20 protein-coding genes and 1 pseudogene are annotated in these 20,053 nt (G+C 72.4%); 13 read left to right on the plus strand and 8 right to left on the minus strand.

The features are described from left to right. Positions 1–56: 56 nt before the first annotated feature. Positions 57–461, minus strand: a pseudogene (locus tag ACLVWQ_RS13830) (DNA-processing protein DprA); the annotation flags it as partial. Between the two features lie 104 nt (positions 462–565). Between ACLVWQ_RS13830 and paaA the strand changes: the two are divergent. From paaA to ACLVWQ_RS13870, 8 genes are all read left to right on the plus strand, one after another. Continuing rightward, the gene (gene paaA / locus ACLVWQ_RS13835; RefSeq protein WP_414108833.1) at positions 566–1,552 is read left to right on the plus strand and encodes a 1,2-phenylacetyl-CoA epoxidase subunit PaaA; all 987 of its coding nucleotides are present in this window, start codon (positions 566–568) and stop codon (positions 1,550–1,552) included. Further along, entirely contained in the window at positions 1,549–1,881 is a 333-nt protein-coding gene (paaB, locus tag ACLVWQ_RS13840) for a 1,2-phenylacetyl-CoA epoxidase subunit PaaB (protein WP_414108834.1), read from the plus strand. Before paaA ends, paaB begins: the two co-directional genes overlap by 4 nt. 10 nt (positions 1,882–1,891) lie before the next feature. Continuing rightward, positions 1,892–2,719: a 1,2-phenylacetyl-CoA epoxidase subunit PaaC gene (gene paaC, locus ACLVWQ_RS13845; RefSeq protein ID WP_414108835.1), complete on the plus strand. Its 828-nt coding sequence runs from the start codon at positions 1,892–1,894 to the stop codon at positions 2,717–2,719. After that, complete coding sequence (gene paaD, locus ACLVWQ_RS13850; RefSeq protein WP_414108836.1) at positions 2,713–3,240, plus strand: 1,2-phenylacetyl-CoA epoxidase subunit PaaD; 528 nt, start codon at positions 2,713–2,715, stop codon at positions 3,238–3,240. Before paaC ends, paaD begins: the two co-directional genes overlap by 7 nt. Positions 3,241–3,257: 17 nt before the next feature. Then, the gene (gene paaE / locus ACLVWQ_RS13855) at positions 3,258–4,430 is read left to right on the plus strand and encodes a 1,2-phenylacetyl-CoA epoxidase subunit PaaE (protein ID WP_414109051.1); all 1,173 of its coding nucleotides are present in this window, start codon (positions 3,258–3,260) and stop codon (positions 4,428–4,430) included. 175 nt (positions 4,431–4,605) lie between these two features. Next, positions 4,606–5,970 (plus strand): FAD-dependent oxidoreductase, encoded by a 1,365-nt coding sequence (locus tag ACLVWQ_RS13860; protein WP_414108838.1) that lies wholly within the window; start codon positions 4,606–4,608, stop codon positions 5,968–5,970. 172 nt (positions 5,971–6,142) lie between these two features. Next, a complete protein-coding gene (locus ACLVWQ_RS13865; RefSeq protein WP_414108839.1) occupies positions 6,143–6,844 on the plus strand; it encodes an SDR family oxidoreductase in 702 nt (233 codons plus the stop codon). Between the two features lie 58 nt (positions 6,845–6,902). Beyond that, positions 6,903–7,475: a TetR/AcrR family transcriptional regulator gene (locus ACLVWQ_RS13870; protein ID WP_414108841.1), complete on the plus strand. Its 573-nt coding sequence runs from the start codon at positions 6,903–6,905 to the stop codon at positions 7,473–7,475. A 330-nt stretch (positions 7,476–7,805) separates the two neighbouring features. Here the strand turns inward: ACLVWQ_RS13870 and ACLVWQ_RS13875 are convergent, their stop codons facing one another. Next, a complete protein-coding gene (locus tag ACLVWQ_RS13875; RefSeq protein WP_414108842.1) occupies positions 7,806–8,282 on the minus strand; it encodes an Lrp/AsnC family transcriptional regulator in 477 nt (158 codons plus the stop codon). Positions 8,283–8,522: 240 nt separating this feature from the next. On the opposite strand from ACLVWQ_RS13875, the gene ACLVWQ_RS13880 reads away from it, so the two are divergent. Together ACLVWQ_RS13880 and ACLVWQ_RS13885 are read left to right on the plus strand one after the other, a co-directional pair. After that, the gene (locus tag ACLVWQ_RS13880; protein ID WP_414109052.1) at positions 8,523–10,007 is read left to right on the plus strand and encodes an FUSC family protein; all 1,485 of its coding nucleotides are present in this window, start codon (positions 8,523–8,525) and stop codon (positions 10,005–10,007) included. 135 nt (positions 10,008–10,142) lie between these two features. Then, positions 10,143–11,186, plus strand: a complete 1,044-nt coding sequence (locus tag ACLVWQ_RS13885) for a lactonase family protein (RefSeq protein WP_414108844.1) — start codon at positions 10,143–10,145, stop codon at positions 11,184–11,186. Between the two features lie 106 nt (positions 11,187–11,292). Here ACLVWQ_RS13885 and ACLVWQ_RS13890 read toward each other — a convergent pair whose 3' ends face one another. The 4 genes from ACLVWQ_RS13890 to ACLVWQ_RS13905 form a co-directional block, all read right to left on the minus strand. After that, on the minus strand, positions 11,293–12,216 hold the full coding sequence (locus tag ACLVWQ_RS13890) for a sirohydrochlorin chelatase (RefSeq protein ID WP_414108846.1): 924 nt from the start codon (positions 12,214–12,216) through the stop codon (positions 11,293–11,295). 132 nt (positions 12,217–12,348) lie between these two features. Then, positions 12,349–13,416: an N-acetylglucosamine kinase gene (locus ACLVWQ_RS13895; RefSeq protein WP_414108847.1), complete on the minus strand. Its 1,068-nt coding sequence runs from the start codon at positions 13,414–13,416 to the stop codon at positions 12,349–12,351. Next, on the minus strand, positions 13,413–14,090 hold the full coding sequence (locus ACLVWQ_RS13900) for a uracil-DNA glycosylase (protein ID WP_414108849.1): 678 nt from the start codon (positions 14,088–14,090) through the stop codon (positions 13,413–13,415). The genes ACLVWQ_RS13895 and ACLVWQ_RS13900 overlap by 4 nt, the downstream gene beginning before the upstream one ends. 141 nt (positions 14,091–14,231) lie before the next feature. Further along, entirely contained in the window at positions 14,232–15,317 is a 1,086-nt protein-coding gene (locus ACLVWQ_RS13905) for a WD40/YVTN/BNR-like repeat-containing protein (protein ID WP_414108850.1), read from the minus strand. Positions 15,318–15,564: 247 nt separating this feature from the next. Between ACLVWQ_RS13905 and ACLVWQ_RS13910 the strand changes: the two genes are divergently transcribed. Together ACLVWQ_RS13910 and ACLVWQ_RS13915 are read left to right on the plus strand one after the other, a co-directional pair. Next, positions 15,565–16,137 carry a hypothetical protein gene (locus tag ACLVWQ_RS13910; RefSeq protein WP_414108851.1) on the plus strand — a complete coding sequence of 191 codons (573 nt, stop codon included), beginning with the start codon at positions 15,565–15,567 and terminating at the stop codon, positions 16,135–16,137. A 108-nt stretch (positions 16,138–16,245) separates the two neighbouring features. Then, positions 16,246–16,992 carry an SDR family oxidoreductase gene (locus ACLVWQ_RS13915; RefSeq protein ID WP_414108853.1) on the plus strand — a complete coding sequence of 249 codons (747 nt, stop codon included), beginning with the start codon at positions 16,246–16,248 and terminating at the stop codon, positions 16,990–16,992. 81 nt (positions 16,993–17,073) lie between these two features. Here the strand turns inward: ACLVWQ_RS13915 and ACLVWQ_RS13920 are convergent, their stop codons facing one another. Beyond that, entirely contained in the window at positions 17,074–18,153 is a 1,080-nt protein-coding gene (locus tag ACLVWQ_RS13920) for an NADH:flavin oxidoreductase/NADH oxidase (RefSeq protein WP_414108854.1), read from the minus strand. A 145-nt stretch (positions 18,154–18,298) separates the two neighbouring features. On the opposite strand from ACLVWQ_RS13920, the gene ACLVWQ_RS13925 reads away from it, so the two are divergent. Then, the gene (locus ACLVWQ_RS13925) at positions 18,299–18,658 is read left to right on the plus strand and encodes an ArsR/SmtB family transcription factor (RefSeq protein ID WP_414108856.1); all 360 of its coding nucleotides are present in this window, start codon (positions 18,299–18,301) and stop codon (positions 18,656–18,658) included. Here ACLVWQ_RS13925 and ACLVWQ_RS13930 read toward each other — a convergent pair. Continuing rightward, on the minus strand, positions 18,578–19,993 hold the full coding sequence (locus tag ACLVWQ_RS13930; RefSeq protein ID WP_414108858.1) for a nucleobase:cation symporter-2 family protein: 1,416 nt from the start codon (positions 19,991–19,993) through the stop codon (positions 18,578–18,580). The genes ACLVWQ_RS13925 and ACLVWQ_RS13930 overlap by 81 nt on opposite strands. Between the last annotated feature and the right edge of the window lie 60 nt (positions 19,994–20,053).

Consider the following 20,053-nt stretch of genomic DNA (forward strand, 5'->3'; position numbering starts at 1 on the left):
GCATCGGCACGCGCGCGTCCACGGGCGAAAGAGGGACAGACGTCCTGGGCCCGCTGCCGCTCCACGAGCCCGGCGCCGAGCGTGGCCGCCATGTGGGCGCCGTACTCGGTACAGGCCCGTGCCCCGACGACCGCGACGGAGCGCAGCGCCCATAACCGCAGGCTGGGCAGCCCTCGCACCCACAGCCCCGCCGGCCTCGCGTCCCCGAGATCGTCCAGCTGCGCGGGCCACTCGGCGTCGCCGGGACACCCGAACCGTGTCCCGCCGGCAGGGGCGACCGCGCCCCTCGTGCACGGTTCCGGCCCACGTCTTCGTCCGCGAGCTCCGCCGTGGGCCAGCGGCGCGCGGCAGGCGGGCGAGGCCCGGTCGGGTATCTCGCCGGACGCCGCCGCACGCAGCGCCGTCCTCGTCTCCGGCGCGCCCCGGACCTCGCCCCTGGCGGTGTCGACGGGGCCGGCCACATCGCCGCGCGCCGCCTCCGCTGATCGCGTCCGGGTCTTGCCCGGTCGCCGGAAAGACGTCACACTGATACCGAACGAATGGTCGGTAGGGAAGCTGGTAATCGATGACCACGACACACTCCGCCGAGACGGCCCTCCCGGAGCAGTTGTTGCAGGAGCACTTCGACGCGACGATCGCGCGGGACCAGCGGATCGAGCCCCGCGACTGGATGCCCGACGGCTATCGCAGGACGCTCGTGCGGCAGATCGCGCAGCACGCGCACTCGGAGATCATCGGCATGCAGCCCGAGGGGGAGTGGATCACTCGCGCCCCGTCGCTGCGCCGCAAGGCCATCCTGTTCGCGAAGGTCCAGGACGAGGCCGGGCACGGGCTGTATCTGTACTCGGCCGCCGAGACGCTGGGCGCCGACCGCGCGGACCTGACCGAGCGGCTGATCGAGGGACGCCAGAAGTACTCGTCGATCTTCAACTACCCGACACCGACCTTCGCCGACGTCGGGGTGATCGGCTGGTTCGTGGACGGCGCGGCGATCTGCAACCAGGTGCCGCTGTGCAGGAGTTCGTACGGGCCCTACGCGCGCGCGATGGTGCGGATCTGCAAGGAGGAGTCGTTCCACCAACGGCAGGGCTACGAGCTGCTGTTGACCATGATGCGCGGCACCGTGGCGCAGCGGGACATGGTCCAGGACGCGGTGGACCGCTGGTGGTGGCCCTCGCTCATGATGTTCGGCCCGCCCGACGGCGACTCGCCCAACTCGGCGGCCTCGATGGCCTGGAAGATCAAGCGCCACACGAACGACGAACTGCGGCAGAGGTTCGTCGACATGACGGTCCCGCAGGCCGACAAGCTCGGTGTGACACTCCCGGACCCGGACCTGCGCTGGAACGCGGAGCGCGGCCACCACGACTTCGGCACCCCCGACTGGTCCGAGCTCAAACGAGTCATCGGCGGCGACGGACCGTGCAACGCACAGCGGACGGAGCGCCGCAGGTCCGCCCACGAGGAGGGCGCCTGGGTCCGGGAGGCGGCCACGGCCCACGCGGCCAAGCAGGCGCGGCGCGCGCGTGAACGCGAAGGAGCGGTGGCATGAGCGACTCCGTCCCGGGCGCCGCCCCGGAGCCCGGACAGGGCGCCTCCAGAGGCGACTGGCCGCTGTACGAGGTGTTCGTGCGCGGCAAGCGCGGGCTGAACCACGTCCACGTGGGGTCCCTGCACGCGGCCGACGACACCATGGCCCTCACCCACGCGCGCGACCTCTACACCCGCCGCAACGAGGGCGTCTCGATCTGGGTGGTGCGCTCGGAGCACATCGCCGCCTCCACCCGCGACGAGAAGGACCCGTTCTTCGCGCCGAGCGCCGACAAGGTCTACCGCCACCCGACTTTCTACGACATCCCCGACGACGTCCCGCACATCTGAGGAGCAGGGCATGAGCGACGACCATGTCTACCTGTCCCTCGCCGAGGGACACGAGGACGACGCCCGCTGGGCGTACGGCACCGGCTTCGAGGACCCGCTGCACGGGGTGGACACCACGGTGCCCGAGGGCGTCGACGCCGGCCGGCTGGCCGCGGACTGCGTGGCCCTCGCCGACGACGCCCTGGTGAGTGCCCAGCGGCTGGCCGAGTGGACCACCCGCGCCCCCGAACTGGAGGAGGAGGTCGCGCTCGCCAACATCGGCCTCGACCTCCTCGGCCAGGCCCGCCTGCTGTACGCGCGAGCGGGCCAGGCCGACGGCACCGGGCGCGACGAGGACGCGTACGCCTACTTCAGGGACGCGACGGACTTCCGGAACGTACGGCTGGCCGAACTGCCGGGCGGCGACTTCGCGTTCTCGGTCGTGCGGCTCCTCATGCTGTCCAGCTGGCGGCTCGCGCACTTCGAGGCACTGTCGTCGCACCCCGACCCGGTCCTGGCGGCCGTCGCCGCGAAGGGCGTCAAGGAGCTGACGTACCACCGGCAGTACGCGGCCGAGTGGGTGGTGCGGCTGGGCGACGGTACGGACGAGTCGCACCGTCGTACGCGCGGGGCGCTGGAGCAGGTCGCGCCGTACCTGGGCGAGTTGTTCACGGCGTACGACGTACGGGACGAGGTGGTCGCCGTACTGCGGCAGGTCACGGAGACGGCCGGACTGCCCATGCCGGTGTACCGGCCGCTGCCCGAGGCCGGCCGGAGCGGGGAGCACACGGAGCATCTCGTGCCGCTGCTGGCCGAGTTGCAGAGCGTGGCCCGCGCGCATCCGGAGGCGACATGGTGACCGTACCGACAGATCTGTCCATGGACGTACGGCGCGCCCGGCGCATCGCCGAGCAGGTGCCGGACCCCGAACTGCCCATGCTCACCCTGGCCGACCTCGGCGTCCTGCGCGAGGTCCAGGTGACCGGGGACGGCACCGCGGTCGCGAGCCTGACGCCGACCTACTCGGGCTGTCCCGCGATGGCCGAGATGCGGGCGGACGTGGCGGCACGGCTGCGCGGCGCCGGCTTCGCGCGCGTGGAGATCCGTACGGTCCTGGACCCGCCGTGGACCAGCGACTGGATCACCCCGGAGGGCCGTCGCAAGCTCACCGAGCACGGGATCGCGCCGCCGGGAGCCGCACCCCGGCACGCGGCGGGTCCGGTGCCTCTCGTGCTGACGCCCACCCGCCGCACGGTGGCGTGTCCGCTCTGCGGTTCGGCGGACACCGAGGAGACCTCCCGTTTCGCCGCCACGTCCTGCAAGGCGCTGTGGCGCTGCCTCGCCTGCCGCGAGCCGTTCGAGTACGTCAAGGAGATCTGATGCAGGGGATGCAGGGGATGCAAGGGGCGGAACAGCCGGCGCAGGAGAAGCAGCAGGGGAAGCAAGGGGGAGGCCCCGCTTCCGCTTCTGCGGTGTCCGCGGTGTCCGCGGTGCGTCCGCGGGTGCGTCGCCGCCCGGCCTTCCACCCCCTGCGCGTCGCCGCCGTGCGGCCGCTGTGCGAGGACGCGGCCGCCGTGAGCTTCGAGATCCCGGCCGGGCTGGCGGCGGAGTTCACCTTCGCGCCCGGACAGTCGCTCACCCTGCGGCGCGAGGTCGGGGGACGCGACGAGCGGCGTTCGTACTCGATCTGTTCCGCGGCAGGTTCGGCGCCCCGCATCGGCGTGCGCGTGGTGCCGGGCGGACTGTTCTCGGCGTGGCTCGTGCACGAGGTGCGCCCGGGGGACACCGTCGAAGTGATGGCCCCCACCGGCACGTTCACCCCCGACCTCAGTACGCCAGGCCACCATGTGCTGATCGCGGCCGGCTCCGGTGTCACGCCGATGCTCTCCATCGCCGAGTCCGTCCTGGCGGCGGATCCGCGCTCGACGGTGACCCTCTTCTACGGCAACCGGCGCACGGACACCGTGATGTTCGCCGACGAGCTGGCGGATCTGAAGGACCTGTATCCGGCGCGGTTCCAGCTCGCGCACGTGCTGTCCAGGGAGCCCCGCGAGGCCGAGCTGCTGTCGGGCCGCCTCGACGCGGAACGCCTCTCGGCGCTCGTCGGCTCGCTGGTCGACGTGACGGCGGCCGACCACTGGTGGCTGTGCGGACCGCAGGGCATGGTGGCCGACGCCCAGCGGGTCCTCGGCGGCCTGGGCGTGCCCGGCGACCGCGTCCACCGGGAGCTGTTCTACGCCGAGGACGAGCCCGCACGAGAGGTACGTCACGAAGAGGCCGCCGTGCTGGGGCCCGTCAGCCAGGTCACCGTCACACTCGACGGGCGCTCCACCACCTCGGCCCTGGTCAGGGACCGGAGCATCCTCGAAGGCGCCCAGCGGACCCGCCCCGATCTGCCCTTCGCCTGCAAGGGCGGGGTCTGCGGCACCTGCCGGGCCCTGATCACCGACGGCAAGGCCGACATGCGCCGCAACTTCGCGCTGGAGGACGCCGAGGTGGACGCGGGCTATGTCCTGACGTGCCAGTCGTATCCTGTCTCGGAGACACTGACGGTGGACTACGACAGCTGACGTGAAGCCGAGTGCCGCGGCGGGGGTCTCGACGTCGGCCCCGCGCGTCTTCGCGAACATCGACTCATAAGTCGGCCTTATGGGGTCATAGATCCAACCCGGCTACTGACTTAGGCTAGCCTTAGTTTAGGCTCCCGGTGAGTACTCCTGATCACCGCTCGAAGGGAACCTGATCATGCCTCGCCCCCTGCGGGTAGCCATAGTCGGAGCCGGCCCCGCCGGGATCTATGCCGCCGACGCGCTGTTGAAGTCCGCAGTGGCCGTCGAGCCCGGTGTCTCCATCGACCTCTTCGAGCGGATGCCCGCCCCGTTCGGCCTGATCCGCTACGGCGTGGCCCCCGACCACCCGCGCATCAAGGGCATCATCTCGGCCCTGCACCAGGTGCTCGACAAGCCGCAGATCCGCCTCTTCGGCAACGTCGACTACCCGGGCGACATCAACCTGGACGACCTGCGCGCCTTCTACGACGCGGTGATCTTCTCCACCGGGGCGACGGCCGACCGGGCCCTGGACATACCCGGTGTGGGCCTCGACGGCTCGTACGGCGCGGCGGACTTCGTCTCCTGGTACGACGGGCACCCGGACGTGCCGCGGACCTGGCCGCTGGAGGCCGAGAAGGTCGCCGTTCTCGGCGTCGGCAACGTCGCACTCGACGTGGCGCGCATCCTCGCCAAGACCGCGGAGGAACTGCTGCCGACCGAGATCCCGCCGAACGTCCACGAGGGGCTCAAGGCCAACAAGGCCCTGGAGGTCCACGTCTTCGGCCGCCGGGGTCCGGCGCAGGCCAAGTTCAGCCCGCTGGAGCTGCGGGAGCTGGACCACTCGCCGAACATCGAGGTCATCGTCGACCCCGAGGACATCGACTACGACGACGGCTCGATCGCGACCCGGCGCGGCAACAAGCAGGCCGACATGGTCGCCAAGACCCTGGAGAACTGGGCGATCCGCGATGTGGGCGAGCGGCGGCACAAGCTGTTCCTGCACTTCTTCGAGTCGCCGACCGAGATCCTCGGCGAGGACGGCAAGGTCGTCGGCCTGCGCACCGAGCGCACCGCCCTCGACGGCACGGGCAACGTCAAGGGGACCGGCGAGTTCAAGGACTGGGACCTCGGCGCGGTCTACCGTGCCGTCGGCTACCTGTCCGACAAGCTGCCCAAGCTCCCCTGGGACGTCGACTCCGGCACGGTCCCGGACAAGGCGGGCCGGGTGATCGAGGAGACCGGCGACCACCTGCGGTCGACGTACGTCACCGGCTGGATCCGGCGCGGTCCCGTGGGCCTCATCGGCCACACCAAGGGCGACGCCAACGAGACGGTCGCGAGCCTGCTCGACGACCACACGAACGGCCGTCTGGGCACTCCCGCCTCGCCGGACCCGGAGTCGGTGGACGCGTTCCTGGCCGGCCGGAACGTCCGCTACACCACCTGGGAGGGCTGGTACCGCCTGGATGCCGCCGAGAAGGCGCTGGGGGAGCCCCAGGGGCGCGAACGGGTGAAGCTCGTGGAGCGTGAGGACATGATCGAGGCGAGCGGCGCGTAGGCGCGGGAGCGCTGATTTTCCAGATCCCCAGGAGTGGCCCCGCTGTGACAGCGGGGCCACTCCCTTTTTGTGCCGCCCCGGGTGGCGGCTTGCTTTGTGAAACCGATCGGTTTACCGTCTGGGCATGGACGGAAACCGATCGGTTTCCGCGTGCTGAGGTTCGGAGAGTGTCATGACCGCAATCGAGGGTTCCGTCGTCCTGGTGACCGGCGGCGGCCGGGGCATCGGCAAGGCGCTGGTGGAAGGACTCTTCGACCGGGGAGCCAGGAAGGTGTACGCCACCGCCCGCGACCCGCGCACCGTCACGGACCCCCGGGCCGTGCCGCTGGCCCTGGAGGTCACCGACCCCGAGTCCGTCGCGGCGGCCGCGGAGCAGGCGGGCGACGTCACCATCCTGATCAACAACGCGGGCGTCTCCATGAGCACGTCGTTCCTGGAGTCGCCGGTCGAGGACATGCGCAAGGACTTCGAGACCAACTTCTACGGGCCGCTGCTCACCGCCCGTGCGTTCGTCCCCGTGATCGAGCGCAACGGCGGCGGCCACATCCTGAACGTCCACTCGGTGCTGTCGTGGATCGGCCTGGCCGGCTCGTACAGCGCGTCCAAGGCCGCGCTCTGGTCCCAGACCAACTCCCTGCGGCTGGACCTCGCCCCGCGGGGGATCGGCGTGACGGGTCTGCACGTCGGGTATGTCGACACGGACATGACCGCGTCGATCGACGCGCCCAAGTCCTCTCCCGTGGACGTGGCGGCCCAGGCGCTCGACGGCATCGCGAGCGGGGCCTTCGAGGTGCTGGCCGACGACCTGACCCGGCAGGTCAAGTCCGGCCTCTCGGGCGACCTGTCGGTCCTGTACCCGCAGTTGGTCGCCTGACCGCCCCGGTACACTGATCGGTTTCCCGTTGTCGTGCGCCGGAGGTAGCCTCGCTCCCATGGCCACCAGTACGGACAAGACATCCACGAGGGACCGGCTGCTCGACGCGGCGATGGAACTCTTCTACCGCGACGGCGTCTCCCTCGGCGTCGAGGCGCTGTGCCGGGCGGCCGGGGTGTCCAAGCGCTCGATGTACCAGCTCTTCGCGAGCAAGGACGAGGTGCTCGCGGCGAGCCTGGAGCGGCGTGCGCCGGAATACGGCCGGATGCTCCACCTCGGCCCCGAGGACCCCCGGCCGCCCAGGGAGCGGATCCTGTACGTCTTCGAGCAGTTGGAGCGGGCGTCGGTGGCGGACGACTACCGGGGCTGTCCGTTTCTGTCGGCCATGGTCGAGCTGAAGAACCCCGAGCACCCGGCGAGCGTCGTGGCCCTGCGGGTCAAGGGCCGGCTGGTCGAGGCGTTCCGGGCGGACGCCGAGCACGGCGGAGCCCACGACCCCGACCTCCTGGCCCGCCAACTCACCCTGGTCTTCGACGGGGCGAGCGCCAGGGCGGGCGCGAAGGCGGAAACCCTGGAGGGCCTGACGACATCGACAGCCAAAGCCCTCCTGGACGCGGCAGGAGTGAAGTAGCCACCCCTGAGCGTCCCCGCCCCTTCAGGGACGCGGGGAACGGCGCGCCAAGCCCCCACGCTCCCACAGAACCCAGCCAAGGCCCGGCCCCGCCCTTTCAGGGACGCGGGGAACGGCGCGCCGAGCCCCCACGCTCCCGCAGAACCCAGCCAAGGCCCAGCCCCGCCCCTTCAGTGGCGCGGGGAACGGCGCGCCGAGCCCCCACGCTCCCGCAGAACCCAGCCAAGGCCCAGCCCCGCCCCTTCAGGGGCGCGGGGAACTGCGCGAAAGGCCCCCACCGTCCGGCAGACGACCGACAAGCTCAGCCCACCCCCCTCGACGAACCCCACGTCACCCCCGGGCCGAACGGCCGATCGACTCCACCAGTGGCAGCACCCGCCGCGGCACCCTCTCCCGCAGCACCACCTCCGTCCGCGTGCGCACAACCCCCGGCAGGCTGATCAACGACTGGATCACGTCCTCCAGATGCCCGTTGTCCCGCGCGACCACCCGCGTCAGCAGATCCCCGCCACCGGTGATCGAGAACGCCTCGATGATCTCCGGCACGGCGGCCAGCGCGTCCCCCACGTCGTCGAGATTCCCCTGGGTGACCTCGATGTGCACGAACGCGAGCACCGGATGCCCCAGTGCCGCCGGGGAGAGTGAAGGCCCCGTCCCGGTGATCACCCCGTCCCGCTCCAGCCGGTCGAGCCGCGCCTGCAGCGTCCCGCGGGCGACCCCGAGGACACGGGCGTACTCCCGCACGCTGGTGCGCGGCTGTTCGAGGAGAAGCCGGAGGATACGGGTGTCGAGCTCGTCCACGGCCATGGTCCGTTGGCCTCCCTCTGGTCGCCGATGATCGTTCTCGACTGTACCAATGGCCCAGCATCTCGTCGGCCTGTTGAGCCACTGTCCCGCTCCCCCCTAACGTAGGGGTATTGATGGCGTCGTGACGCGCCGGACGGCAAGGAAGCCGCACCGGACCAACGGCGCCATTCCCATGCCCCCGGAGGTGCCGAGGGAGTGTGGTCGACGCGAGACGGGGGCGGGCTGCCGACGGTGAAGAAGATGTTCATGGCTCCGGATCCGGGCCTGGTACGGCTGCGGATCTCCCTGCGGGCGGTGCTCGGCATCGGCCTCGCCGTGACCGTGTCGGAGCTCGCCGGCCTCTCGCTGCCCGCCTCGATCACCGGCGGCCTCACCGCGCTCCTCGCGCTGTTCACGGTCGGCGACGCGACCGTGCGCGGCCAGGCGGTCACCACCGCCCTGCTCCCGGCCGTCGGCTTCCCCGTCCTGGCCCTCGCGGCGGTGCTGCACGCGGTACCGACCCCGCGCGACGCGATCTGGCTCGTGGTGATCTTCTGCGGGGTGTACGCCCGCCGCTGGGGTCCACGCGGCCACGCGCTCGGCATCTTCGCGTTCATGACCTTCTTCATCGCCCAGTTCCTGCACACGGTCCCCGCCGAACTGCCGCAGCTGTACACCGCGATGGCCCTGTCACTGGCCGCGGCCTCGGTGGTGCGGTTCGGCGCCTGGTGCGTCGAGAGGCGCACTCCGGCACCGGTCACGCCCATCGCACCGGCCGCCCGCGGCCTCCTGCGGCCGACCACCCGCCAGGCCTTCCAGGCGACGGCCGCCTGCGCCTTCGCGATCGCCGCGGGCCAGGTCCTCTCGCACGAGCGCTGGTACTGGGCCGTCGGCACCGCCTGGTGGATCTTCGTCAACACGTCCTCGCGCGGCGAGACCCTCGTACGCGGCTTCCGGCGCGTCCTCGGCACGGTCGCCGGCATCGCGGCCGGGCTGCTCGTCGCCGTACCCCTGGACGGCGCCCCGGCGCCCACGGCCGTGATCGTGGCCGTCTGCGTCTGGGGCATCTTCTACACCGCGCCGCTCTCGTACAGCTGGATGATGTTCTTCGTCACCGTGCTGGCCGGCCTGCTGTACGGACTGCTCGGTGTGCTGGATCCGGCCCTGCTGGCCCTGCGGGTCACGGAGACCGGCGTCGGCGCACTCGGCGCCGCGCTCGCCGTCGCCGTGATCCTGCCGGTCACCACGCACGCGGTCACCGACCGCTGGGTGGGCCAGGCGGTACGCGCCGTGCACGGCTGCACCGCGGCGGCGGCCCGGCGCCTCGCCGGTGATCCCGACGCCGATCCCGCGCCGCGGGCGGCGGAGCTGGAGGCACTGCTCGGCCGGGTCCGGTTCACGCTCGCGCCCCTCGTGCACCCCCTCAACCCGGCGCGGGCCCGCAAGGAACGCGCCCGTCAGGTGCTCGCGCTCCTCGACGACTGCGCCCGGGAGGCACGAGGTCTCGCGGCCGTCGCCGCCGACCCGGACGCCTCCCACGACGCACGCCTCACCGCCGCCTGCGGACGTGTGGAGACGGCGGTGGAGGTCCTGGTCGGGGCGGTCCCGGAACGCGCCGTGACGGTGACGACCGACGTGCCCGGCCACCACCCCGGGGCGGAGCAGGCCCTCGCCCACCTCCACGGCCTGGAACGGGCGCTCGCCGCCCTGGCCGCACCGCTGCGCGGCTCGCTCGTGAGCGCCTGAAGACCTGAAGACCTGAACTCCTGAGCGCCTGCCGTGCGGGCGGTCGCGCGGTGAGGCGCAGCAGGATTCGGCTTGGTCTAGGCCATTCGCTGCTACCGTCGCCCCCAAGTATCGGGAGCACCGAGAGGGGACGCAGTGGCGATCGGCGGCGGAGCGCGGCGACGGGCGTACATCGGCTCGTTCACGGCGGCGGGGGGCCTGGGCGTGCTCACCGCGTCGGTGGACGGGGAGAGCGGCGCGCTGACGCCGCTGAGCGCCGTGAACAGCGTCGCCGACCCCTCCTATCTGGCGCTGTCGCCCGGCGGGGACATGCTCTACGCGGTGAGCGAGACGACGCAGGGCGCGGTCGCCGCCTACCGGGTGAAGGGCGACGAACCGTCCCTGGCCGGCCCGTTGGTGCCGGTCGGGGGCAGCGGGCCCACCCATCTGAGCCTCTTCGACGGGCACGTGCTGACCGCCAACTACGGCTCCGGCAGCGTCAGCGCCCTGCCGGTGCGCCACGACGGGAGCCTCGGCGCCGTCTCCGGTGTGCTGCGCCACGAGGGCACCGGCCCGCACACGCAGCGCCAGCAGGGCCCGCACGCCCACCAGGTCCAGCCCGATCCGAGCCGCCGGTGGGCGGTGAGCGTCGACCTGGGCACCGACTCGGTGCGGGTGTGCGCGCTGCGCGACGGCACGCTCGCCCTGCACCGGGAGATCGCGCTGCGGCCCGGCTCGGGCCCCCGCCACCTGGCGTTCCACCCCGACGGCGAACGCGCGTACGTCCTCAACGAACTCTCGCCGACCGTCACCGCCTGCCGCTGGGACGCCGTCAGGGGCGCGCTCAAGCCGGTGGGGGAGTCGTCCGTGCTGCCCGACCTGCCGGACGCCGACGCCTATCCCTCCGGCATCGTCGTCTCGCCCGACGGCCGCTTCGTGTGGACCGCCACGCGCGGGCAGGACGTCGTCTCCGTGCTCGTGCCCGGCGCGCCCGACGAGGGGCTGAGGCTGGTCGCCACGGTGCCGTGCGGCGGCGTCTGGCCGCGCGCGCTCACCCTCGACCCGACGGGCCGTTTCCTGTACGTGGCCAACGAACGCTCGGGGAACGTCACGTGGTTCACGGTGGACCCCGGCACGGGCGTCCCGCGGCGCGGCGGGTCGGTCAAGGCACCGGCGGCGTCCTGTGTGGTGCTCGACTAGGGCATCTTCAGCGGACCACCTGGCGGGGTCCGCCGGAACCCCGAAGGGCCCGGCTCCGGAAGCGGAGCGGGCCCTTCGGGGTTGGTGCCTGCGCGGGGCCGCCTCGTCAGCGGACCGGCGCGCCCTGCGGCTGCGGCGGCGTGATGCCGAGCGCCGCCGTGTACTTGGCGAGCGCCAGCTTGCCGATCGCCGGGTACGCGCCCAGCGCCTCGGCGGCGGAACAGTCCGCCTCCTTCGCCGCCTCGTCGAGCAGACCCGGGTCGAGCTCGGGGCCGATCAGGTACGGGGCGAGCGCCAGCTGCTGGGAACCGGAGGAACGCAGCTGCTCGGCGATGGCCGCGATCGCGCCCTCCTCGTCCAGCGCCGCCGCCATCACGGGCACAGCGAGCCGCGCGGCGAGCAGCATGCCGGTGATCCCGGCCGCCTGCACGGCCTCGTCGCCGCCCACGGACGCCAGGATGATGCCGTCCGCGGCGGTCGCCACGGTGAACAGCCTGGCCCGGTCGGCGCGCGCCAGACCGGCCTCGGAGAGGCGCACGTGCAGCGCCTCGGCGAGCAGCGGGTGCGGACCGAGCACATCGGTCAGGTCGGCCGCGACACGGCTGTCCATGACGGCCTGGCGGACGCGGCGCAGCAGCGCGCTGTCCGGGCCGGCGAGCAGCGGTACGACCACGGCCACGGGCCCGTCGGGCTCCTCCACGTCCACGCCGGCCGCGCGGGCCTGCTCGAAGCGGGCCGCGCGCTCCTCGGCGGCGTGCGCCAGCACGGTCTGGAGGGTGAGGAACTCGGAGTCGTCGCCCTCCAGGTACCCGATCCGGGCGTCGAGGCCGGGCAGCTCGGAGCGCGCGATGCTCACGACCTCCTCGGCGAGCCTGCGGGTGGCGGTGCTGGGCGTGCCCGGCACCGCGAGGACGAGCGCGGGCGCGCCCTCGGGAGCCGCCAACGGTTCCGGTCGGCGGTGCCGGCCGGGCTGGCGGGGTCGCGGCATTCGTACTGGCAGGCCGGACGCGGGCCCAGTGGGGGAGCTCATGGCGCCGAATGTTACTGGTTTCCTGGGCTCCCCTGTTCGGGGAGGGTGCAGGTGAGCGGTATCCGTCCGGTTTTGTCTGATGAGTTACGCCCAGATTGATCTCACTGGTTATCTGTGGATCACGGTGAGCGATTATCTGAACGGGTGTTCGAGGTGATCGTGGGTGTCCGTGCCGTCCGTCGCGCTGCCCGTGGCGTCCCGCACGACGTACAGCATGCTGTCGTCGCGCGGCAGTGTCAGCCGGTCGTCGGCCAGCTCGACGGCGATACCGACCGCACCGTCCAGCGGGTCACCCGCGGCCGGAACCTGACGCGCGTACGGCAGCCGGTCGGCGAGCGCGGCCCGCAGCGGTACGAGGAGGGGGTCGCCCATCTTGAACAGCCCGCCCGTGAGGGCGAGCCGCACCTCGCCCGGGGTCTCCCCGCCTTCCGCCTCCGCCGGTGCGGGGCACACCGCGGCGGCCGAGTCGGCGATGTGCCGGGCCGCGGCGGCCAGGATGCCGGCCGCCGTCGGGTCGCCGCCGTCGGCGCAGGCGGCCACCTCGGGTGCGAAGGACGCGAGGACGGCAGGCCGGTCCGGGCGCGGATAGAGCTGTCCGGGGAGGGCCGGGGCCGAGCCGAACACGGCCTCGGTACGCGCCAGGAGCGGCGCCGAGCCCTCGGGCCGCCCGTCGTAGGCGCGCAGGGCCGCGTCGAGCCCCGCCCGGCCGATCCAGGCCCCGCTGCCGCTGTCGCCGAGCAGGTGGCCCCAGCCGTCGGCTCTGCGCCACTCACGCAGGTCCGTGCCGATCGCGATCATCCCGGTGCCGGCCGCGACGACCGCGCCCACCCGCTGTCCCAGGGCGCCCGTGTAGGCGGCTACGGCGTCGGCCACCAGGGCCAGCCGCCGTACGCCGAGTTCACGGGCCAGTCCGGCGGGCAGGTCCGCGCGCAGGGAATCACCCAAAGTGGTGAGTCCCGCGGCGCCGACGGTGACGGCCCGGAGTGTGCCGACCTCCGCGTCGGCCATCAAGCGCCGTGCCATCGGCACCAGTTGCGCCAGCAGATGCCCGGCGTCGATACCGCGCGGACCGGTGCGTACGGGCTCCCTGGAAGCCAGTGGCGCGGTGACCCGGCCCCCGTCGACAGCGAGGACGACCCGCAGCCCCGACCCGCCGGAGTCCACCCCCAGCACGCCCGACCCGCCGCCGGGACCGGTCACGGCAGTCGCCAGTCCACGGGTTCGCCGCCCTGCCCCGTGAGCAGGTCGTTGGCCCGGCTGAAGGGGCGTGAGCCGAAGAAGCCGCGGTCCGCCGACATCGGCGACGGATGCGCCGACTCGACCGACGGCAGGCTGCCCAGCAGCGGCCGGGCGTTGCGGGCGTCGCGCCCCCACAGGATCGACACGAGGGGCTTGCCCCGCGCGGCCAGTGCCCGGATCGCCTGCTCGGTGACCTCTTCCCAGCCCTTGCCCCGGTGGGCCGCCGGCTTGCGCGGGGCCGTGGTGAGCGCCCTGTTGAGCAACAGGACGCCCTGCCGGGTCCAGGGGGTCAGATCGCCGTTCGACGGCGGGGGCAGGCCGAGGTCGGTGCTCAGCTCCCGGTAGATGTTGATGAGGCTGCCGGGCAGCGGCCGCACCTCGGGTGCCACCGAGAACGACAGCCCCACCGCGTGTCCCGGCGTCGGATAGGGGTCCTGGCCGACGATGAGGACCCGGACGTCGTCGAAGGGCTGCTGGAAGACGCGGAGCACATTGGGGCCCGCGGGGAGGTAGGTGCGTCCCGCGGCGATCTCCGCGCGCAGGAAGTCCCCCATCTCCGCGATGCGTCCGGCCACCGGGTCGAGGGCCTTGGCCCAGCCGGATTCTACGATTTCGTTCAACGGTCGTGGTGCCACGGCGTCACCCTACTGCCGTACACGGGTGATCGATCAACTCGAGGCCGTCGTACGGCCGGCAAGGACATCTCCCGTACCACCGGCGGGTGTTGACGCCCCGGCGGACGAGCGCTGCGGCCCGGGAAGCGCGCTCGTGGGGGTTCAAGCGATCACCGAGGCCCGTACACAGAGCACGTCCGGCAGGTGGGACGCCAGCAGTTGCCAGCTGTCGCCGTCGTCGGCCGACGCGAACACCTCGCCGTTGCGGTTGCCGAAGTACACGCCCGCCGGGTCCGCGCCGTCCGTGCACATGGCGTCGCGCAGCACCGTGCCGTAGTGGTCCTCCTGCGGCAGTCCCGCCGTCAGCGGCTCCCAGTTGCGGCCCGCGTCCGCCGTACGGAAGACACGACATCGGCGGTCCGCCGGGACCCGGTCGGAGTCGGCGTTGATCGGGAACACGTACGCGGTGTCGCCGCGGTGGGGGTGGGCGACCGCGGCGAAACCGAACGTGGAGGGCAGGCCCTCGCCGATGTCCGTCCAGTGCGCTCCCGCGTCGTCGCTGCGGTACACACCCCAGTGGTTCTGCAGATAGAGCCGGTCCGGTGTCGCCGCGTCCTGTGCGACCTTGTGGACGCACTGGCCGAACTCCGGGTCCGGGTCGGGCAGGAACACCGCGGAGACCCCGGAGTTGGACGGCTCCCAGCTCCGCCCGCCGTCCTGGGTACGGAAGACGCCGGCCGTGGAGACGGCCACGGTCACCGCGCGCGGATCACGGGCGTCGGTCAGGACCGTGTGCAGGCCTTCACCGCCGCCGCCCGGCACCCACCGGGAGCGGGTGGGGTGCTCCCAGAGCGGGCGGACCAGCTCGAAGGACTCGCCGCGGTCCGTCGAGCGGTACAGCGCCGCAGGCTCCGTGCCCGCGTACACCACGTCCGGCTCGGCGGCCGCCGGGTGCAGCTGCCAGACCCGCTCCAGCGAGGCCCCCGTGTCCCGGGGGAACTTGACCGCGGCCCTGGCCGGCTCGGTCCAGGTGCGGCCCAGGTCGTCGGAGTGGAACACGGACGGGCCCCAGTGCGCGCTGTCGCCTCCGACGAGCAGCCGCGGTGTCCCGCCGCGGGTGTCGATCGCGAGCGAGTAGACCGCCTGGGCGTTGAAATACGGGCTGTCGTCGAACTCCCAGACATCGTCGCGACGCCGCCCCACGAACAGTCCTTTGCGCGTGCCCACCGTGAGCAGTACCTCGGTCATGCCGACCACCTCCGGACGCCGTTGTCCCAGATCCGTCTGATCTGTCTCAGGTATCGGCCAGTCTGCACCTCGGCACTGACAGTCACCCCTGGGCGGCATATCGGTGCAGGTCAGGGCGTTTCTCATGGGTGCCTCGGATGTGGGGCACGTCTCGTGAGCAACCAGGCGGCCGTCCCCGTAAGGGAGGACATCCGGTGCGCGCGCGGACGGGCCGGTGCGCGGGTGGGATGCGACGAGAGGGGCCCCGATGGCGGCAGTGCGTGGTCCGAGGGCGTTGCTGTGGCGGTGGTGGCCGAACCCGCTGCTGCGCCGCAGCGACAGGTTCGAGGCCTGGATCGTGCTCGCCATGTGGGTCCTGTCGCTGCTCGCCGGGACGCTCACGGGTCTGTGGGCGACGCGGTCGGTCGAGGAGAACTTCGCCCGGGAGCGTCTGGAGTGGCGTCCCGTGGTCGCGCTGCTCACCGAGCACGCGCCGGGCACGGCCGCCGGTTCCGAGCAGGTGTGGGCCGAGGTCCGCTGGTCGGCGGCGGACCGTTCCGTCCACCAGGGGCAGACCCGGGTCGAGCCGGGCAGCGAGCCGGGCACCCCGGTCACCGTGTGGACCGATCTCCAGGGCCGCCTCGTGACCAGGCCCGCCACGGAGTCCCAGGCGAGCCTGCGGGCGGCGCTGATCGGCACGCTGGTGGGCGTGACCGCGTCGGTCGTACCCCTCGCGGGCGGCCGGCTGCTCCAGGGGCGGCTGGTGCGCAGGCGGCTGGACGGGTGGGAGACGGAGTGGGAACGCATCGGCCCCCAGTGGCGGTGGAAGGCCGGTTGGTGACGCCTGCCGCCGCCGGTCGGTGACGCGGGCTGTCACAGACGCGGACCCTGTCCGGTCTCAAGGGTGAGCAGGTCCGATTCCGTCGGACGAAACCGGAAAGGTTGCCCCATGAAGATCGTAGTGATCGGCGGTACTGGGCTCATCGGGTCGAAACTGGTGACCAGGCTCAGGGCGGACGGCCACGACGTCCTGCCGGCCTCCCCGAACACAGGCGTCAACAGCATCACCGGAGAGGGCCTCGACGACGCGCTGGAGGGCGCCTCGGTGGTCGTCGACGTGTCCAACTCGCCCTCTTTCGAGGACAGCGCGGTACTGGAGTTCTTCCGCACCTCCACCGGCAACCTCGTCGCGGCCGAGGCGAAGGCGGGCGTGGGGCACCACGTCGCCCTGTCGGTCGTGGGCAGCGACCGGCTCCCCGCCTCGGGCTATCTGCGGGCCAAGGTCGCCCAGGAGGAGCTGATCAAGGAGTCCGGGATCGCGTACTCCGTCGTCCGGGCCACGCAGTTCTTCGAGTTCGTGAAGGGCATCGCGGCCGGGGCCACCGACGGTGACACGGTCCGGCTGCCCTCCTCGCTCCTGCAGCCCCTCGCGTCCGACGACGTGGTCGCGGCGGTCGCCCGGGTCGCCGTGGCGGCTCCGCTGAACGGCACCACCGAGGTGGCGGGCCCCGAGGAGCTCCACCTCGACGAGTTCGTCCGCACCGGCCTGGCGGCCGAGAAGGACCCGCGCGAGGTCGTCACGGACGAGTCCGTCGGCTACTTCGGCGCGCACGCCGAGGGGCGCGAACTGCTGCCGGGGCCCGACGCCCGGCTCGCCGAGACCCGGTTCGCCGACTGGCTCGACCGTCAGCGGTAGACCGCGGCGGCAGCTCCCGGAGACGGGTTCCTGCGCCGGGACCCGGCGCAGGTGGCGGGACCGGGATGGCGCCCGGTCCCGTCAGACCGAGCGGTGGTACTGGTCCGGCACGTGCACGGCGTCCCCGAGTCCGCGGGCCGCGCGCTGGGCCCAGGAAGGGCTGCGCAGCAGTTCCCGGCCCAGGAGCACGGCGTCGGCCTCACCGTTGGCGAGGATCTTCTCGGCCTGCTCGACCTCGGTGATGAGACCGACGGCGGCGACCGCCATGGAGGTCTCGTTCCTGACGCGCGCGGCGAAGGGGACCTGGTAGCCGGGGCCGACCGGGATGCGTACGCCGGCCGCGTTGCCGCCCGTGGACACGTCGAGCAGGTCGACACCATGGGCGGTCAGCTCGGCCGCGAACCGGACCGTGTCGTCGGGCGTCCAGCCGTTCTCCGTCAGCCAGTCGGTGGCCGAGACGCGGAAGAACAGCGGCTTGTCGTCGGGCCACACCTCGCGCACCGCGTCGACGACCTCCAGCGCGAAGCGCACCCGGTTCTCGTACGAGCCGCCGTACGCGTCCGTGCGCCGGTTGGAGTGCGGGGAGAGGAACTCGCCGATCAGGTAGCCGTGCGCACCGTGGATCTCGGCGATCTCGAAGCCGGCGTCCAGCGCCCGCCGTGCGGCGTCGGCGAACTGGCCGACCACCTCACGGATGCCGTCCACCGTCAGCTCGGCCGGCACCGGGTGGTTCTCGTCGAAGGCGACCGGGCTCGGCCCGAGCGGCTGCCAGCCCAGCGCGTCGGATCCCAGGGGTCCGCCGCCCGTCCAGGTCCGGTCCGTCGAGGCCTTGCGGCCGCTGTGCGCGAGCTGGATGGCGGGCACCGTGTTCTGGGACACCAGGAAGCGGGTGATCCGCCGGAACGCCTCGACCTGGGTGTCGTTCCAGATGCCCAGGTCGTACGGCGAGATGCGGCCCTCGGGGCTGACCGCGGTGGCCTCGACGATGACGAGGCCGGTCCCGCCCGCGGCACGCGCCCCGTAGTGCGCGAGGTGCCAGTCGGTGGGGGCGCCCGTCGAGGGGCCCTCGGGCGCGGCCGAGTACTGGCACATCGGCGCCATCCAGACCCGGTTCGGGACGGTCAGCTCGCGCAGGGTGTAGGGCTCGAAGAGCGCGCTCACGGCGGACTCCAATCATGGTGGGACCGGGTTGACGACTCGTACGATAGGCATCGTAATACGGTGAGTGTCAAACTACGAGAGTTCTCGTACAATGGGGTCGCCGGAGGCACCTCCGGCCCCGCGCCCCGACCAGACTGGAGCCGCCGTGACGACCGTCGCCCCGACCGGCAGCAGCCGAGACCTGCCGCATCCCCCGCACACGGAGATCCGGCTGGAGGCCGTGCTGCACGCGCTGTCCGACCCGATCCGGCTCCAGGTCGTGCGCGAGCTGGCCGCCGACGGCGACGAGCTGTCCTGCTCGCAGATCGACCTGCCCGTCACCAAGTCCACGACCACGCACCACTTCCGGGTGCTGCGCGAGGCGGGTGTGATCCGGCAGGTCTACCGCGGCACCGCCAAGATGAACGGGCTGCGCCGGGACGACCTAGACGGTCTCTTCCCGGGACTTCTCGACAGCGTCCTCGCCGCCGCCGCCCGCCAGGCCGTCCGGCTCGGGAGCCGCTGAACCGCCTTTCGCGCGCAGGTGGTTGAAGAGCAGGTTCAGCACGATCGCCGTGAGGCAGCCCGCGCTGATGCCGCTGTTCATCACCGTCTGGAACCAGTCGGGGAACTTCTCGTACACCGTGGGCACACCGACGGGCAGCATGCCCACGGCCACCGAGACGGCCACGACGGTCAGGTTGTCGTTGCCCCTGAAGTCCACCCGGGCCAGGGTCCGCAGCCCGCTCGCGGCGACCGAACCGAACATGACCAGCCCCGCGCCGCCGAGCACCGGGGCCGGTATCGCCGCCACCACCGCGCCCAGCTTGGGCAGCAGGCCGAGCAGGACCAGGATGCCGCCCGCGGCGGCGACCACCCAGCGGCTGCGGACCCGGGTCATGCCGACGAGCCCGACGTTCTGTGCGTACGCCGTGTACGGGAAGGTGTTGAACACCCCGCCCAGGACCGTGGAAAGCCCGTCGGCACGCAGCCCGTCGGCCAGCGCCCGGGGCTCGATCCGCCGGTCGGTCATCTCACCGACCGCGATGAAGTCACCCGTTGTCTCGGTCATCGTCACCAGTGCCACGACCAGCATCGACGCGACGGCCGACGCCTCGAAGACGGGCGCGCCGAAGTGGAACGGCGTACTGATCCCGAGCCAGTCCGCGTCCCCGACCCCGCCGAAGTCCGTGAAGTCGAGCGGGACCGCGACCGCGAGGCCCACGACGATGCCGGTCAGCACCGCGATCCGGCTCAGGAACGCCGGCGCGAACCGCTGCACCGCGAGCACCACCGCCAGGACGAACGCGGCGAGCGCCAGGTTCCTCGGCTCGCCGAAGTCCGGTGAACCGGCCCCGCCCGCCGCCCAGTTGCCCGCCACCGGCAGCAGCGAGAGCCCGATGACCAGGATCACCGTGCCCGTGACGAGCGGCGGGAAGAACCGCAGCAGCTTCCCGAACACCGGCGCCAGCAGGATGATGGCGAGTCCGGCGACGATCACCGAACCGTAGATGGCGGGCAGTCCACCGCCGCCCGTCCCGATCAGCACCATCGGCGACACGGCCGCGAAGGTGCATCCCTGCATGATCGGCAGCCGCACCCCGAACCGCCAGAAGCCGACGCACTGGACGAGCGTCGCGACACCGCACACCAGCAGGTCCGCCGTGATCAGGTACGCCAGGTCCGCGGGCGACAGCTTCATCGCGCTGCCGACGATCAACGGGACCGCCACGGCGCCCGCGTACATCGCCAGGACGTGCTGGAGACCGAAGGCGGCGAGGTGGCGGACGGGTGGGACCTCGTCCACGGGATGCACCTGCCGTGCTGGGGAGGCGGCGGGCGTGGGGGCAGGGGTTGCCATGGGCACTCCTGAGCGGCGGGGGAGCGGGGACTGTGGACGACCGTAGGGGGATTGAACAGT

It is taken from the genome of Streptomyces sp. CWNU-52B, assembly GCF_047444975.1.
Lineage (GTDB): Bacteria > Actinomycetota > Actinomycetes > Streptomycetales > Streptomycetaceae > Streptomyces.